The following is a 16,427-nucleotide window of genomic DNA, read 5'->3' on the forward strand; positions in this document are numbered from 1 at the left end:
CACCCCTTGCGCCGCCCGACGTACCGGTGTCACCTGGCACTTCACCGCTTCCGTGTCTGAACGACGCCCCTTCTCACGACACTTCACCGATCCCGGCCCCCGTACCGCCCCGCACGACCCGCTCACGTCCTGTACGCCCCTGTTCGAGGCCCGTTGATCCCGGAGGTCCCCGCGTGTCCCCCACCCCCGATCCGTCGTCCGCCCCCTCCCCCGCCCGGCCGCCGCAGGACGAGGAGCAGCGCCTGCGCGAACTCGGCTACCGGCCGGTGCTGGCCCGCCGCATGGGCGGCTTCGGCAACTTCGCCATCAGCTTCTCGGTGATCTCGATCCTGTCCGGCTGCATGACCCTGTACGGGTTCGGCCTGAACACCGGCGGCCCCGCCGTGATGCTGTGGGGCTGGGCCGGCGTCGGCCTGTTCGTGCTGTGCGTCGGGCTGGCGCTCGCCGAGGTCACCAGCGCCTACCCGACCTCCGGCGCCCTGTACTACATGGCCGACCGGCTCGGCGGACGGCGCTGGGGCTGGTACACCGGCTGGCTGAACCTGCTCGGTCTGCTCGGCGCGATCGCCGGCATCGACTACGGCGCCGCGCTGTTCACCGGCGCGTTCGCCAACCTCCAGTGGGGGTTCGAGCCGACGCCCGGCAGGACCATGCTCATCTTCTGCGCCATCCTGCTGCTGCACGCGGTGCTGAACCTGTTCGGCGTGCGTCTGGTCAGCCTGCTCAACTCGGTCAGCGTGTGGTGGCACCTGGCCGGCGTCGCCCTGATCGTCGGGGCGCTGGCGATCGTCCCCGACCACCACCGGTCGCCGTCCTTCGTCTTCACGAAGTCCGTCAACGAGACCGGCTGGGACAACCCGCTGTACGTCGCCGCGATCGGCCTGCTGCTCGCGCAGTACACCTTCTCCGGGTACGACGCCTCCGCCCACCTGTCCGAGGAGACCTCGCACGCCTCGGTGGCCGCGTCCCGCGGCATCGTCCGCGCCATCTGGGTGTCCTGGCTCGCCGGCTTCGTGCTGCTGGCCGGGCTCACGTTCGCCATCCAGGACTACGACGCCACCCGCACCACCGCCACCGGCGTGCCGCCCGCGCAGATCCTGCTCGACGGCCTCGGCGCCGACGGGGCGAGCGCGCTGCTCCTCGTCGTGATCGTCGCCCAGCTGTTCTGCGGGAACGCCGAGGTCGCCGCGGCCAGCCGGATGGTGTTCGCGTTCAGCCGGGACGGCGCGCTGCCCGGTTCCCACCTGTGGCGCAAGGTGAGCGACCGCACCCAGACCCCGGTCCCCGCAGTGTGGCTGTCCGTCGCCGTGGCCGGCGTCCTCGCGCTGCCCTCGCTGTACTCGGCGACCGCGTACAACGCGGTGACCGCCATCAACGTCATCGGCATCACCCCCGCCTACGCTATCCCGGTCCTCCTGCGGCTGCGCGCCGGCGACCGGTTCCGGCCCGGTCCGTGGAACCTGGGCCGCTGGAGCAAGCCGGTCGGCTGGATAGCGGTCGTGTGGGTGGCGTGCGTCACGGTCCTGTTCTGCCTGCCGCAGGCGTCCCCGGTCACGGTGGACACCATGAACTACGCCTCCGTGGCCCTCGCCGTGGTCCTGGTCCTGGCCACCGTCTGGTGGTACGTCGCCCGCCGCTCCTACGGCACGCCCACCACCGCCGCCTACGGCAGCGACCGCGACCAGGCCGATCTGGCCGAGGGCATCGTCTGAGCCGTCCGGCGGGGCGGCGGTCCCGGTGCGAACCGGTGTGCCAGATACGGCAGGATGAACGAGCGCGCCGGTCACCGGAGTTCGGGGGCCGGCGCGGTCGCACTTCCCGGACTTCGAGCAGGTGACAACGTGACGACAATCCTCGACCGGCGCTCCGCAGCGGCCTCGTGCCCCGGAGGTGACCGGTGAACCGCGCGCTGACCCTGGACGACCTCGTCGTCGCCGGCATCGCCCTGGGGGCGGGGCTGCTGCTCGCCTTCATGTCCCGCACCCTGCTGCGCTGGCTCGCCAAGCACGCCAAGCGGACCCGCTGGAGCGGCGACGACGTGATCGTGGACGCGCTGCGCTCGGTCGTGCCGTGGGCGGCGATCGCGGGCGGCGCGGCGGCGGCAGCGGCGGTGCTGCCGCTCACGCGGTCCGTCCAGCACCACGTGAACCAGGTGCTGCAGGTCTGGCTGATCATCGTGGTGACGTTCTCGGCGGCCCGGGTGATCGCCGGGCTGGTCCGTTCGGTCACCCAGTCCCGCTCGGGCGTGGCGGGCTCGGCGACGATCTTCGTCAACATCACCCGCGTGCTGGTCCTGGCGATCGGCTTCCTGATCGTCCTGCAGACCCTCGGCATCTCCATAGCGCCCCTGCTCACCGCCCTGGGCGTGGGCGGTCTGGCCGTGGCCCTGGCGCTGCAGGACACGCTCGCCAACCTCTTCGCGGGCATCCACATCCTCGCCTCCAAGACCGTCCAGCCGGGTGACTACATCCGGCTGAGCAGCGGCGAGGAGGGCTACGTCGTCGACATCAACTGGCGCCAGACGACGGTCCGCCAGCTCTCCAACAACCTCGTGGTCATCCCCAACGGGGAGCTCGCCAAGGCGAACATGACCAACTTCACCCGCCCCGAGCAGGAGCTGACCGTCCTGGTGCAGGTCGGAGTCGGCTACGACTCCGACCTGGAGCACGTGGAGCGGGTGACCGCGGAGGTGGTCACGGAGGTGATGACGGAGGTCACCGGGGCCGTGCCGGAGCACGAAGCGGCCATCCGCTTCCACACCTTCGGCGACTCCCGGATCGGCTTCACGGTCATCCTCGGCGTGGGCGAGTTCAGCGACCAGTACCGGGTCAAGCACGAGTTCATCAAGCGCCTGCACCGCCGCTACCGCGAGGAGGGCATCCGCATCCCGGCCCCCGCCCGCACGGTCGCCCTCCAGCAGGGCGCGGTGGTCATCCCGCAGCAGCGCAGCGCCGAGGACGCGACCCCGGGGTCCTCGCGGGGCGACTAGAACGCCGTCCACGGCAGGAGCACCGCCGACGCGTGCCCGGGCGGCGGCCGCGCCGTACCGCGGACCCCGGACGCCCGCGGTACGGCGCCCGCCGGGCCGCCCTCGTACGGCTCGGCCGGCGCCGGCCGTGCGGGGCGGTCGCGCGCCCGCCGGACCCCGCCCGCCGGGGCCGCGGCGGCAGCGCCGCGCCGGCCTGCCCGTGCCCGCCACGCCGACTCGCGCGGCGGCGCGGCGGCGCGGCGGGATCCGGCCCGGTGCGTCCCGGAAGCTCCCGGGTCGCGGGCCGTTCGCCGCTGTCCGGAAAGACGCCCGGTCACGGACCCCTGTCGAGCCTGGGGACACCACGAGATATCTTGATGTCGAGCAATGTTGCAGACGTGGAGCGGAGCACCCGGTGACTGACTCGACCATCATCTACACCTACACAGACGAGGCCCCGGCCCTGGCGACGCATTCGTTCCTGCCGGTGATCCAGGCGTACGCCTCGCAGGCCGGTGTGCCCGTGGAGACCCGCGACATCTCGCTGGCCGGGCGCATCATCGCCGTCTTCCCGGAGTACCTGGACGAGGACCAGCGCATCCCGGACGCGCTGACCGAGCTCGGCGAGCTGGCCAAGACCCCCGCGGCCAACATCATCAAGCTGCCGAACATCTCGGCGTCCATCCCGCAGCTGAAGGCCGCCATCGCCGAGCTGCAGGGCAAGGGCTACGCGCTGCCGGACTACCCGGACGACCCGAAGACCGACGAGGAGCGGGAGATCCGCGCCCGTTACGACAAGGTCAAGGGCTCCGCCGTCAACCCGGTGCTGCGCGAGGGCAACTCCGACCGCCGGGCCCCGGCCTCGGTGAAGAACTACGCCAAGACCCACCCGCACCGCATGGGCGCCTGGACCCCCGAGTCCCGCACCAACGTGGCGACCATGGGCGAGAACGACTTCCGCTCCACCGAGAAGTCCGTCGTCGTCGCCGAGGACGGCACGCTGCGCATCGAGCTGGTCGGCGAGGACGGCGCCACCACCGTCCTGAAGGAGTCCGTGCCGGTCACGCGGGGCGAGGTCCTCGACGCGTCGGTGATGCGCGTCGCCGAGCTGAACCGATTCCTCGCCGCGCAGGTCGCCCGCGCCAAGCAGGAGGGCGTCCTGTTCTCCGTGCACCTGAAGGCCACGATGATGAAGGTCTCCGACCCGATCATCTTCGGCCACGTGGTGCGCGCGTTCTTCCCGAAGACGTTCGCGAAGTACGGCGAGACGCTCAAGGCGGCCGGCCTCTCCCCGAACGACGGCCTCGGCGGCATCCTCAAGGGCCTGGACGCCCTGCCCGAGGGCGCCGAGATCAAGGCCTCCTTCGAGGCCGAGCTCGCCGAGGGCCCGGACCTCGCCATGGTCGACTCCGACAAGGGCATCACCAACCTGCACGTGCCGTCGGACGTCATCATCGACGCCTCCATGCCGGCGATGATCCGCACCTCCGGCCACATGTGGGGCCCGGACGGCCAGGAGCACGACGCCCTCGCCGTCATCCCCGACTCCTCCTACGCCGGCGTCTACCAGGCCGTGATCGAGGACTGCCGGGCCAACGGCGCCTACGACCCGTCGACCATGGGCTCCGTCCCCAACGTCGGCCTGATGGCGCAGAAGGCCGAGGAGTACGGCTCCCACGACAAGACCTTCGAGATCCCGGCCGCGGGCACGGTCCGCCTGGTCGACCAGGCCGGCAACGTCGTGATCGAGCAGCCGGTCGCCGAGGGCGACATCTTCCGCGCCTGCCAGACCAAGGACGCCCCGATCCGCGACTGGGTCAAGCTGGCCGTCACCCGCGCCCGCGCCACCGGCGACCCGGCCGTGTTCTGGCTGGACGAGGGCCGCGCCCACGACGCCAACCTGATCGCCAAGGTCAAGGAGTACCTGCCGGAGCACGACACCGAGGGCCTGGACATCCGGATCCTCTCCCCCGTCGAGGCCACCAAGCTGTCGGTGGAGCGCATCCGCCGCGGCGAGAACACCATCTCGGTCACCGGCAACGTGCTGCGCGACTACCTGACCGACCTGTTCCCGATCCTGGAGCTGGGCACCAGCGCCAAGATGCTGTCGGTCGTCCCGCTGATGGCGGGCGGCGGCCTGTTCGAGACGGGCGCCGGCGGCTCCGCGCCCAAGCACGTCCAGCAGCTGGTCAAGGAGAACTACCTGCGCTGGGACTCCCTCGGCGAGTTCTTCGCCCTCGTGCCGTCCTTCGAGCAGTACGCGGCGGCCACCGGCAACACCCGCGCCAAGGTCCTCGCCGACACCCTGGACCGCGCCACGGCGACCTTCCTCAACGAGGACAAGTCCCCGACCCGGCGCGTCGGCGGCATCGACAACCGCGGCAGCCACTTCTACCTGTCCCTGTACTGGGCGCAGGAGCTGGCGCGGCAGACCGACGACGCCGACCTCGCGAAGGCGTTCGCGCCGCTCGCCGAGCAGCTCGCCGCCAACGAGCGGAAGATCGTGGACGAGCTGAACGCCGTGCAGGGCTCCCCGGCCGACATCGGCGGCTACTACCAGGTGGACAAGGCCAAGGCGGACGCGGTCATGCGCCCGTCGGCCACCTGGAACGAGGTGCTGGCGTCCCTGAGCTGACGCCCGCGCCGCCCGCCGCCTCCGCGGCACCCGCCCGCCCCGGCCGGACCACCGGCCGGGGCGGGCGCCTTGTTCCGGGCTGCGTGCCGGACGGGCCGGCGGCCCTGCGCGGCCGGTGACGGCCGGCCGGAAGGCCCCCGCCGGGCCCGCGCCGGCGGCGGTGTGACACCTTCAGCGTGCGTCCCGCCGGCCGAGGCCCGCCCCTCCGACGACGCCCCTCCGACGCCCCCGACGACGCCCCGGAGCAGCCCGTGACCATGCCCCCGTTCGAACTCCTCCCCGGAGCCGCCGGCTCGCCCGTGCTGCTGCACGTGCCGCACTCCGCGCGGGCCGTCCCGCCGGACGTACGCGCCGGGATCGTGCTCGGCGACGCGGCCCTGGAACGGGAGCTGGACCACATCACGGACGCGCACACCGCGGAGCTCGCCGAGCGGGCCGCGGCGCTGGCCGGCCTCACGCCCTGGCGGTTCGTGAACCGGCTGTCGCGGCTGGTCGTGGACCCCGAGCGGTTCCCGGACGAGCGGGAGGAGATGCTCGCCGTCGGAATGGGCGCCGTGTACACGCGGACCACGCACCTGGGCGAGCTGCGGCCCGCTGGCGCCGACCCGGAGCCGCTGCTCGCGCGCTACTTCCGGCCGTACGCCGAGGCCATGGCGCGGGCGGTGGCCGGACGGCTGGCCGCGACCGGGCGCGCCGTCGTCATCGACGTGCACTCCTATCCCGCCGAGCCGCTCCCCTACGAGCTGCACGCGACCGGCCCGCGCCCTCCGGTGTGCCTGGGCACGGACGCCTTCCACACCCCGCCGGAGCTGGTCGGGGCCGCGCGCACGGCGTTCGCCGGATGCGGGGGGACGGAGCTGGACAGCCCGTTCGCCGGGACGTACGTGCCGCTGGAGTTCCACGGCGAGGACGCCCGCGTCCACGCCCTGATGGTGGAGATCCGGCGGGACACCTACATGACCGAGCCGGGCGGGCCCGCCGGACCGGGACTCGGCCGGCTCGCCGCCGCGCTGGCCGCGCTCGTCGACGCCCTCTAGCCGCGGCGTGCGCGGCCGGCCGCCGGAGCCGGGCCGGGCCCGTACCGGATCGGGCCCGTACCGGATCGGCGCTGTCCAGCCGGCCGCTGCGACGCGCAGGGGCGCCGAGCTCACTGCTGTCCGGCGCTCCGGGGCTCGATGCGGTAGTCGAAGGCGAGCGTTCCGACGTCGAGCGCCGTCGCCCCGCCGTCGATGGTCAGAACCGCGCCGTTGACGTACGAGGCGGCCGGTGAGAGCAGCCAGCTGACCGCCTCCGCGACTTCGTGCGGATCTCCCGGGCGGCCCAGGGGCAGCGGCCGGGTCGCCTCGTCGTACGCGGCCTCCGCGCCGCCGTCGCCCAGACCCGCCTCCTCGGCGAAACGGGCCATGCGCCCGTCGGCCATCTCGCTGCGGACCCAGCTGGGGCAGACGACGTTGGCGCGCAGCCCCTGGCGTCCGTAGTCGACGGCCAGGGAGCGGGTGAGGTGCAGCATCGCGGCCTTGGACGTCGCGTAGGCGGCATTGCCCGCGCCGTTGCGCAGGGCGGCCACCGAGGCGACGGCGACGACCGCTCCGCGCGTCCGCAGCAGGTGGGGGATCGCCGCGCGCAGAAGCAGGAAGGGGCCGGTGACGTTCGTGCGCATCACGTCGTCCCAGTCCTCCAGCGACAGGTCCCCGACGGCGCCGCTGCGGCCGATGCCCGCGTTCAGGACGATCCCGTCGAGCCGGCCGTAGGCGGTCAGCGCCGCGTCGACCAGGCTCACGGCGGCATCGGGGTCGCCGACGTCGGAGGGGTGGGCGACGGCTCCGGTCTCCTCCGCGATGCGCCGCAAGGGCTCGGGCCGCCGCCCGGAGACGACGACCTGGTCCCCGGCCTTCCGCAACAGCCGGACGCAGGCGGCGCCGATGCCCGTTCCCCCGCCCGTCACGATGACGACTCGCTGCTCCGTCATGTTCGTCAACCTCCCGCACATGCGGCATCACTGTCGGTACTCGATCTTATGCAACGGCCGGCGCCGGGGATGATCACTTCTCGGACAACCTGCCGGCAGCCGTCGCACAGCCGTGCGGCGGGCGACGCCCGTGGCCGCACCGGTGCGGCCACGGGCGTCGAGGGTCCCTCAGGACGCGGCGCGGCGCGCCGTGGCGGCCGCGTCGGGGTGGGCGAGGCCCAGGTGGTCGCGCAGGGTCGTGCCCTCGTAGTCGGCGCGGAACACGCCCCGTTCCTGCAGCAGCGGGACCACCTTGTCGGCGAAGGGGTCGAGTCCGCCGGGCGTGATGTGCGGGACCAGGATGAAGCCGTCGGCGGCGTCCGCCTGCACGAAGTCGTCGATGGTCCGGGCGACGGTGGCCGGGGAGCCCACGAAGGTCTGCCGGTTGCCGGTGTTGATGACCAGGTCGCGGATGGACCACTTGTTGACCTCGGCGAGCTGCCGCCATTCACGGGCGACGGCGACCGGGTCGCGGTACATGCGGACCTGGGCCCGGCCCCGGGAGACGTGCTCCTCGCCGACCACCGGGTCGACGTCCGGCAGGGGGCCGTCCGGGTCGTAGGCCGACAGGTCGCGGTTCCAGACGAACTCCAGGTGTCTGAGGGCGGTCGCGCCGCTGACCTGCTGGCGGCGGACCTCGCGGGCCAGTTCGGCGGCCTCCTGGTCGGTGTCGCCGAGGACGAACGTCGCCGCGGGCAGGATGAGCAGCTGGTCGGGGCGGCGGCCGTACGCGGCGAGGCGGGACTTGACGTCGGTGTAGAAGGCCCGGCCCTCCTTGAGGGTGGAGTGCCGGCTGAAGATGGCGTCCGCGGCGGCGGCCGCGAACTCGCGGCCCTCGTCGGAGTCGCCCGCCTGGAAGACGACCGGGCGGCCCTGCGGGGAGCGCGGCACGTTGAACCGGCCGTGGATGTCGAAGTGCCGCCCCTGGTGCACGAACGCCCCGGCCCGGGCGTCCCGGAGGAAGGCGCCGGTGGCCTGGTCGGCGAGGATCTCGTCGCCCCGCCAGGAGTCGAAGAGCTCGTTCGCGGTGGCGAGGAACTCCCTGGCGCGGGAGTAGCGCTCCTCCTGCGGCAGGAAGCCGCCGCGGCGGAAGTTCTCCCCGGTGAACGCGTCCCAGGAGGTGACGACGTTCCACGCGGACCGGCCGTCGGAGAGGTGGTCGAGGCTGGCGAACTGCCGGGCCACCTCGTAGGGCTCGTTGAACGTGGAGTTGATGGTGCCGGTCAGGCCGAGCCGGTCGGTGACGGCGGCCAGCGCCGCCAGCACGGTGAAGGTGTCGGGGCGGCCGACGACGTCCAGGTCGTAGATCCGGCCGTGCTGCTCGCGCAGCCGGAGTCCTTCGGCCAGGAACAGGAAGTCGAACTTGGCGCGTTCGGCGGTCCGCGCGAAGTGCGCGAAGGAGCTGAACTCGATGTGGCTGCCGGCGGCCGGATCGCTCCACACGGTGGTGTTGTTGACCCCGGGGAAGTGCGCGGCGAGGTGGATCTGCTTCAGCGGCTTGCTCATGGCGTACGGTCGTCCTCTCCGGCGGTCAGACTGCGGTGGCTGCGCCGGGCACGAGCGGAGCCGAGTGCCTGGCGGCGTAGCGGTTGGCGGGGCGGGGAAGGCCGAGGAGGCCGCGCAGGGTGCCGGCCTCGTAGGCGTCCCGGAAGCGGCGGCGGCGCTGCAGTTCGGGCACCAGGTCGCGGGTGATGCGGGGCAGGTCGTGGCCGGCGACGGCGGGCCGCAGCCGGAAGCCGGTCAGTCCGGTTTCGGCCAGTTCCTCCAGCAGATCGGCCAGTTGCCGGGCCGTTCCGGTGAAGACGAGGGCGTCGCTGCGGTACGGCTCGCCCGCGAGGGTGTCGAGGCGGTCGAGACGGGCCCGCGCCTGAGCCGGGCTGTCGTCGAGGAGGACGACGAGGTCGCCGAAGACGTGCAGGGTCTGTTCCGCGCGGCCCGCCGCCTCCTGCTCGGCGCGGATCTCGGCGACGATCGCGCGGGCCTGTGCCGCGTCGTGCGGGGTGACGTACCCGATGTCGGCCTGGCGGGCCACGAGCCGGTAGGGGACGGAGTCGTGGGCGAGGGCGGTGACCGGCGGCTGGCCCTGGGGCGGGCGGGGCGTGATGGAGGGGCCCTTGACGCGGAAGAAGCGGCCCTCGAAGTCGACGTAGTGCAGCTTGTCCCGGTCGATGAAGCGGCCGGTCGCCACGTCCCGGATCTCGGCGTCGTCCTCCCAGCTGTCCCAGAGCCGGCGCACCACCTCCACATGGTCGGCGGCCTCCTCGAACAGGTCGGCGAGCAGCTCCTGCGCGGCCGGGGTGCCGAAGGCCTCGATCCGGGGGACGGTGCGGCGGCCGAAGTGCGCGGCCTCGTCCGGCCGGACGGAGATCTGCACGCGCAGGCCCGCGCGTCCGGTGCTGACGTAGTCGAGGGTGGCGATCGCCTTGGAGATGTGGAACGGCTCGGTGTACGTGGCCACCACGGTCGGGATCAGACCTATGTGCCGGGTGAGCGGGGCGACGCGGGCGGCGACGAGCACCGCGTCGAGCCGGCCGCGGACCTGGTCGGTGCGCTCGTCGGGCGCCGTGACCCGGGCGGACTGGGGGCCGAGGCCGTCCTCGAGGGTGACGAAGTCGAGCAGGCCGCGTTCGGCTTCGGTGACCAGGTCGGTCCAGTAGCCGGCGGTGAACAGGTCCCGGGGGCGGGCGACCGGTTCGCGCCAGGACGCGGGGTGCCAGCCGGTGCCGTCCAGGGCGACGGCGAGATGCAGGGGCGCGGGAGGGGTGGGGGACACGTCGGTGCCTTCCTTGATGTCCGTACGGGAACACCGGCTCGCGGGCAGGGCGCGGCGAAGGGCGAGCGCGGCGGGAGGAACTCCGGGCCCGAGAGGGCGAGGTGACGGAGTGACAGCAGTGACAGGGGTGACCGGTCGGCCGGGGAGGGGTCAGCGGCGACAGAGCGCGGCGGACACGCGCTGGAGGTCGATGTGCGGCCGGGAGTGCAGGCGGACGGAGCGGTACGGGCGCGTGAGGCGCGGCGGGCGGACCCGCGGACGTACGCGTGTCACTGCGGTCCCCTCCCTCCGTGGGGCCTGGCGGGCCGGGTGGGCGTCCGCCTGGCGCATCTCGTCATGACGTCCAACGCCCGGACGGCGCCGGATGTTCCCGGGCCGCCTGGTCCCGGCCCGGACCGGGCGGCCGACGGCGCCGCCGACGCGGTCGGCGAGCCGGGGCCCGGGGCTGACGGTCACGGCCTCTCCGAGCGGCGCATGCGGCAGTCACCCGTGCGGATGCCGACGGCCCGTCCGCACAGGGGGCCTGGACGCACCGCCGTCACCGGCGAGAAGCGTCCGCCGCGTCCGCGGCGTGGCCCGCCCAGTCCAGGATCTGGACGGCGGCTCCGGCGGCCTCCAGGCCCCGGCAGCGGCCGTGGTGGCGGCGGGCGATGCCGTCGAGGTCGAGGTGGCGGCCGAAGGCGGGACGGGCGGTCAGGCGCCGGGCGTAGTCCCACAGGCCGTGGTGGCCGGCGACGCGGTGCACCGCGGAGGCGTCGAGGTGGCAGCGGTGCACGGTGTCCAGTTGCACCAGGGCCGTCCACAGCTCGATGTCGGCGGCGGTGATCCGGTCGTCGACCAGGTACTCCTCCCCGCTGAGCCGCCGCTCCAGCCGGCCCAGGGTGTCGAGCAGAGTGTCCAGGGCGGCGGCCCGTTCGGCCGGGCCGGCGCCGGCCTGCCCGGCACGCTGGGCGGCCTCCTCGATGCCCTCGGCGCACATCCGCTCCACGGCCTCGATCACCGACTCCTGGCCCGCGGGGTACAGGCGGGGGCGGCCCGGGTGCCCGAAGCGGTCCAGGTCGCGCAGGATGTCGGGGGCGTGGGTGCTGACGATGCGTCCGGACCAGTCGTCGCTGAGCACGGGCGCCAGCGCCGGGCCGGTGTAGTGGTGCGCGCTCGCCTCGTACAGCGGGCGCAGCGCCGCGTGTCCGCCGCCGGGACAGTCCGGGACGGCGGGCAGCAGGGTGACCGGACAGTCGGCGTCCAGCCCGAGCAGGCTGTGGCCGACGGCGAGGCGCAGCCCGTCGGGACAGGCCGTCGACAGATGGAGCCGGTAGCGGTGCGGGACGGCGTAGTGGCCGCTGCGCGCGTCCTGGCCGATCCGGCCCCTGAGGAGCGGGGCGGTGCGGCGGACGGACGGGACGGCGGCGAGCGGAGCGGTGGACATGCGTCTCCCCGGGTGGTGGGCGTGCGGACGGGCGCGCCGGCCCGAGGGGGGCCGGCCGTGGGCGCGAAAGGGTCCGGTTCAGCGGTGGAGGCTGATCGCGCTGCTGACGCGCAGCAGGTCGATGTGACGGCGGGAGGTGAGCAGGGCCGCGCGCAGCGGTGTCCGGCCCGCTAGGCCGGTGACCGCTGTCAGGCGCGCCATCGATTCCCTACCTCTTCACTAGGATTCCCTCGCTGGAGTGTCGATCCGGCCGCCCACGGCGTCAAGGGGACGTCCACGTCACGGACTCCGGCCGGGTGAGAGCGCTGTCGCGCGGCCCGCCGACGCGCCGCGTGCGCGAGCCGCGGCGGGCGAGGCGGAGTCGGAGCCCTCGCCCCCGCTTCGGCGTCTCGGCGACGCGGTGCGGGAGGAGACGCCGGCCGCACCGGGGCCGGCACCCGCCCCGTCCGCTCGCCCCGGCGGGCCGCGGCCTGCGCCGCCGAGCGCCCGGGCGCGGACCACGGCGGGACGGCCGCAGGGGCGAGGATGCGGCAGGCACGGCCACGGTCCGCGCGCAGCGGCCGCCCGACCGCCCCGCCGTGCGGATCGCGCCCCTCACCCCGCGCGGGCCCGGCGCCGCGGCCACGCGCCCCGGCACACGCCTTACCCGCGCTCCTCCCCCGCAGGACATCTCACGCCGCGCCGGCCCTGAGGCGACGTTTTTTTCGTGACCGGGCGGGTCGCACGGGACAACGAGCGGCGATTTTGCGCCAGAACGGCGCATCCCCGACCATGGGCCCGTCCCGGCGACCCCGGGGACGTCAGTTCCATGAGAGGCGCACCACCCATGCACGACACCGGAACCGCCACCCCGTCGGCTCCGGCCCCCGCGAAGAGCCTCACGGCTCACGCGGAGGACCCGCACGGCGACACCGGCAGGCACGCCCGCCGGTTCGGCCTGCCCGTCGCCACCGCGCTGGTCATGGGCAACATCATCGGCGGCGGCATCTTCCTGCTGCCCGCCTCCATCGCCCCCTACGGCACGGTCAGCCTGGTCGCCTTCGCGGTGCTCACCGTCGGCGCCGTCGCCCTCGCCCTGGTCTTCGGCCGGCTCGCCGCGCGCGATCCCCGCACCGGCGGGCCGTACGTCTACGCCCGGGAGGCCTTCGGCGACTTCGCCGGCTTCCTCGCGGCCTGGTCGTACTGGATCACCACGTGGGTGTCGAACGCCGCGCTCGCCGTCGCCGCCGTCGGCTACCTGGACGTGCTGATCCCGGTGGGCGGCCACCGGTGGACCGCGTGTCTGGCCGCGCTGGCGCTGCAGTGGCTGCCGGCCCTCGCCAACTTCGCCGGCACCCGGTACGTGGGCGCCGTCCAGCTGGTGTCCACGGTGCTGAAGTTCGCGCCGCTGCTGCTGGTCGCGGTCGGCGGGCTGTTCTTCTTCGACCCGGACCGGCTCGGGCCGTTCGACGCGAGCGGTCACGGCGCGGTCGGCGCGGTGTCCGCCTCCGCCGCCCTGCTGCTCTTCTCGTACCTCGGCGTGGAGTCGGCCGCCGTCAGCGCGGGCGAGGTCAAGGACCCCCGCCGCAACGTCGGGCGGGCCACCGTCATCGGCACCGCGGGCGCCGCGCTGGTGTACCTGCTGGGCACACTGGCGGTCTTCGGCACCGTCCCGCACGACCGCCTGGTGCATTCCACCGCGCCGTTCTCCGACGCCGTGAACTCGATGTTCGGCGGCGGCTGGGGCGGTACGGCGGTGGCGCTGGCGGCGCTGGTGTCGATGACCGGCTGCCTCAACGGCTGGACGCTGCTGAGCGCGCAGACGCCGTACGCGGCGGCACGCGACGGCCTGTTCCCGGGCGCCTTCACGCGCCGGCGGCGGGGCGTGCCCACGGTCGGCGTCGGGGTGACCGTCGTCCTCGCCTCGCTGCTCACCGTGTACAACTACCTCTCGGGCTCGGGCAAGGTCTTCGAGATCCTGGTCCTCGTGACCACGTTCACCGCGACCGTGCCGTATCTGCTGGCCACCGCCGCGCAGATCTTCCACCTGGTCGCCGGTCGCCCCGAGGCGGTCGACCGGGCACGCCTGGTGCGGGACTCGGCGGTCACCGCGGTGGCGGCCGCCTTCTCCCTGTGGCTGATGGCGGGCGCCGGTTACGCGGCGGTCTACCAGGGCGTCCTGTTCCTGTTCGCCGGGGTCGTCGTGTACGCCGTGATGGCGGCGCGGCGCGAGCGGAAGCGGACCCCGGCCGCCACGGCGCCGTAGAGCGACGGCGGCCGCCCGCCCCGCCACCGCGGTCCGGCCGCCGTGCGGGCCCACCCGGCGGCACGCCGCGACACGCCGGAAAGGCCGGGGGCCGTCCCAGATCGCTCTGGAACGGCCCCCGGCCTGCGTTTCCCCTGTCGGGACGACAGGATGTGAACCTGCGACCCCTTGACCCCCAGGAGTAAGGGGTATCCAGTTTGTCCGCATATACAGCGAGAAAGCCGGGTGCACAGCGTGCGGTGCCGTGCGTGCCGTTCAGGTGCGCGGACTCGCGCTGGCCGAGCACATTGCGATGCACCGGGCGTCAGACACAGGAGCCATTTCGAAGAGGCAGGACGGCCGCGCCCCTTGTGGACCAGTTGGGGACCAGACGGCGGCTCTATTGGTCTCAGGCCACGACGGCCATCTGTCTGCGCGGTCGGGGAGCACAGGGCTCCCCAAGTGTCCGGCTCCCCCCTCGCCTCCGCGGCAGCCGTCGCCGTCGACCTGTATGCCGCAGTGTGCACTGGGCACTGGGGGGGACGCGGGCGCCGCCCTGGATACGGGAAAGGATCTGCGGCCCGAGCAGTTTGCCACAGCTGAGCGGAAGGCACGCCTGAGCACCGACATGGCGCGAGCCTGGTGGGCATGGCAGCGCCCCGCCCAGGCGGCTCAGGCGCTGCTGTCCGCATATCGCGCCGGCCCCGGGGAAGTCCGGGACCGGCCGGCCATCCGCAGCATCGTCAGCGAGCCGGCGGAACGGCACCCGCGCGCTGCCGGGGTCCGGGAACTGCATACCGCCGTCTTCTCGCGGTCGCGCTTCAGCTCCACAGCCACCGCCTGAGATCCCTACCGAACCCGGGGCGGTTCACCCACTCGCGCAGATCGCCGCCGGCTTCGGCATATTCGCCGGCACCGCCCACGCGTACGTGACGGCCGCCGGCGATCACCTGTCCCGGCGGGCACCTGGACTGCTGCGAGTCCTGCGGGAGACCGGTCCTGAACACGTCCTGCTCGACGACACGCTCGCCGAATGCGACCGAGTCGGCGACAGCCGGGCGGACTTCTCCCGGAAGCACCGCTGTCACAGGGTGAATGTACGGGTTGTGACCGATCCCGTGGCAAGCCGCTGTGGATCTCGCCCATGCCGCCCGGCCGCACCCATCACCCGGCCGCGGCCCGCACCCACCATGTCTTCCGGTGTGCGAAGTGGGCCGGGTACGGTCCCGGATTCACCGGCCGTGGCCGGCCCCGCGCTCACGTCAGGTCGCGCGTGCGGCGCAGCGGGGGAACCGCGGCGCGCACGGTGTCGCCGACGCGGTCGGCGATGATCTGGCGGCACTCCTCGGGGCTGAGCTTCTTCAGGAACGACTCCGCAAGGCCCGTCTCGTTGTCGAGCCGCTGGTAGACGTACTCGGTCGCCTCACTGCCCGGGTCGTCGCTCTCGATCGTCTTGAAATTCTCGATCGAGAAATTGAACGGGTTCACGTTCCGGTTGAAGTACAGCAGGATTTCGGAGGCGTCCTCGAAATCGGCGAGAGTACGGTCGAGCGAGGGCGAAAGACGCGGGTCGCCACCGGATTTGGGCACCACATAGGCCGCCACCGCGGACCAGGGCACATGGTTGCGGCCGAGGATGTCGATCAGGCGCTCGTCGGCTCCGCCACTCAGCAGCTGCCGACCGTGCGAGGTCACAACGGAAACCTTGGGGAGCTCGCGTGCGAAAGTGTCGGTCATGACCTTGTCCTATCCGGCGACGAAAGACGGGATATCGCGGAGCGATGGGCTCCGAGGTGCGTTCGGGTACTGCGGCAAGTGCCGGACGGGCCGCCGGCTCACGCTGTACGACCCGCCCGGCAGCTCGATTACTAGGCGCCGGCCTCGCAGCTCGCGCCGGTGATGACCTCGAGGCCGTGCTTCGAGGCCGGCACGAAAGAACCGGCGGCGCGGAAGGCCTCCAGCTCACGGACGCCCATGACGGCGCGCTCGGCGGCAACACCGGAAGGAATGAGCTCGACGAGCTCGTTCTTCGGGAAGGGATTTCCCGCTGCCGGGAATTAACCGGATAGTGACAGCGATCGTCAAGGGACGGCCGCGGCTCCCCGGACACATATACGCCGGGATTTCTTTACCTGGGGCACCCTCGGCGACCCCAACCGAACCCGGACCTCATCGAATATGTCCGGATTGACCCGGCGCACCCACGCCGGACGATGCCGGTGGGCACTTCAAACATGGAAGTCGTCTCGTCTGGAGGGGTGCCGGGGCCGCAATCCCAAATCGCGTCTCACGTGATTCCGTCCCGAAATGCGCTCCCTGCTAGAGTCCCGGCGACGGCAGACCTGACACACCGACACCGACGCAACTGACACACCGGCACGACGGAAGGGTCC

12 protein-coding genes and 1 pseudogene are annotated in these 16,427 nt (G+C 73.1%); 6 read left to right on the forward strand and 7 right to left on the reverse strand.

Going from position 1 to position 16,427, the window contains the following annotated elements; all coding sequences use genetic code 11:
* The first annotated feature begins 173 nt into the window (after positions 1-173).
* The 4 genes from ABZ261_RS19170 (at position 174) to ABZ261_RS19185 (ending at position 6,640) form a co-directional block, all read left to right on the forward strand.
* Complete coding sequence (locus tag ABZ261_RS19170) at positions 174-1,712, forward strand: amino acid permease (protein ID WP_356860604.1); 1,539 nt, start codon at positions 174-176, stop codon at positions 1,710-1,712.
* Positions 1,713-1,897: 185 nt separating this feature from the next.
* Positions 1,898-2,989 (forward strand): mechanosensitive ion channel family protein, encoded by a 1,092-nt coding sequence (locus ABZ261_RS19175; protein WP_356860606.1) that lies wholly within the window; start codon positions 1,898-1,900, stop codon positions 2,987-2,989.
* A 394-nt stretch (positions 2,990-3,383) separates the two neighbouring features.
* Positions 3,384-5,603 carry an NADP-dependent isocitrate dehydrogenase gene (locus ABZ261_RS19180; RefSeq protein ID WP_356860608.1) on the forward strand — a complete coding sequence of 740 codons (2,220 nt, stop codon included), beginning with the start codon at positions 3,384-3,386 and terminating at the stop codon, positions 5,601-5,603.
* Positions 5,604-5,860: 257 nt separating this feature from the next.
* Positions 5,861-6,640 carry an N-formylglutamate amidohydrolase gene (locus ABZ261_RS19185; RefSeq protein WP_356860729.1) on the forward strand — a complete coding sequence of 260 codons (780 nt, stop codon included), beginning with the start codon at positions 5,861-5,863 and terminating at the stop codon, positions 6,638-6,640.
* Between the two features lie 110 nt (positions 6,641-6,750).
* Here the strand turns inward: ABZ261_RS19185 and ABZ261_RS19190 are convergent, their stop codons facing one another.
* The 6 genes from ABZ261_RS19190 to ABZ261_RS19215 all read right to left on the reverse strand — a co-directional run bounded on the left by ABZ261_RS19190 (position 6,751) and on the right by ABZ261_RS19215 (position 12,011).
* Complete coding sequence (locus ABZ261_RS19190; RefSeq protein ID WP_356860610.1) at positions 6,751-7,572, reverse strand: SDR family oxidoreductase; 822 nt, start codon at positions 7,570-7,572, stop codon at positions 6,751-6,753.
* A gap of 168 nt (positions 7,573-7,740) precedes the next feature.
* Positions 7,741-9,117, reverse strand: a complete 1,377-nt coding sequence (locus ABZ261_RS19195) for an NtaA/DmoA family FMN-dependent monooxygenase (RefSeq protein WP_356860612.1) — start codon at positions 9,115-9,117, stop codon at positions 7,741-7,743.
* A gap of 25 nt (positions 9,118-9,142) precedes the next feature.
* Positions 9,143-10,384, reverse strand: coding sequence for an LLM class flavin-dependent oxidoreductase (locus ABZ261_RS19200; RefSeq protein ID WP_356860614.1), 1,242 nt, complete (start codon positions 10,382-10,384; stop codon positions 9,143-9,145).
* 150 nt (positions 10,385-10,534) lie between these two features.
* Entirely contained in the window at positions 10,535-10,714 is a 180-nt protein-coding gene (locus ABZ261_RS19205) for a putative leader peptide (protein WP_356860616.1), read from the reverse strand.
* Between the two features lie 208 nt (positions 10,715-10,922).
* Complete coding sequence (locus tag ABZ261_RS19210) at positions 10,923-11,810, reverse strand: glutathione S-transferase C-terminal domain-containing protein (RefSeq protein WP_356860618.1); 888 nt, start codon at positions 11,808-11,810, stop codon at positions 10,923-10,925.
* Positions 11,811-11,888: 78 nt separating this feature from the next.
* Positions 11,889-12,011, reverse strand: a complete 123-nt coding sequence (locus tag ABZ261_RS19215; RefSeq protein ID WP_356860620.1) for a putative leader peptide — start codon at positions 12,009-12,011, stop codon at positions 11,889-11,891.
* Between the two features lie 625 nt (positions 12,012-12,636).
* On the opposite strand from ABZ261_RS19215, the gene ABZ261_RS19220 reads away from it, so the two are divergent.
* Positions 12,637-14,055, forward strand: a complete 1,419-nt coding sequence (locus ABZ261_RS19220; protein WP_356860622.1) for an amino acid permease — start codon at positions 12,637-12,639, stop codon at positions 14,053-14,055.
* An 854-nt stretch (positions 14,056-14,909) separates the two neighbouring features.
* A pseudogene (locus tag ABZ261_RS19225) lies at positions 14,910-15,235 on the forward strand (transposase family protein); the annotation flags it as partial.
* 56 nt (positions 15,236-15,291) lie between these two features.
* On the opposite strand, the gene ABZ261_RS19230 reads toward ABZ261_RS19225, so the two are convergent.
* The gene (locus ABZ261_RS19230; protein WP_356860624.1) at positions 15,292-15,771 is read right to left on the reverse strand and encodes a hypothetical protein; all 480 of its coding nucleotides are present in this window, start codon (positions 15,769-15,771) and stop codon (positions 15,292-15,294) included.
* Between the last annotated feature and the right edge of the window lie 656 nt (positions 15,772-16,427).

The sequence above is a fragment of the Streptomyces sp. NPDC006193 genome, assembly GCF_040613915.1.
Taxonomy (GTDB): Bacteria; Actinomycetota; Actinomycetes; order Streptomycetales; family Streptomycetaceae; genus Streptomyces.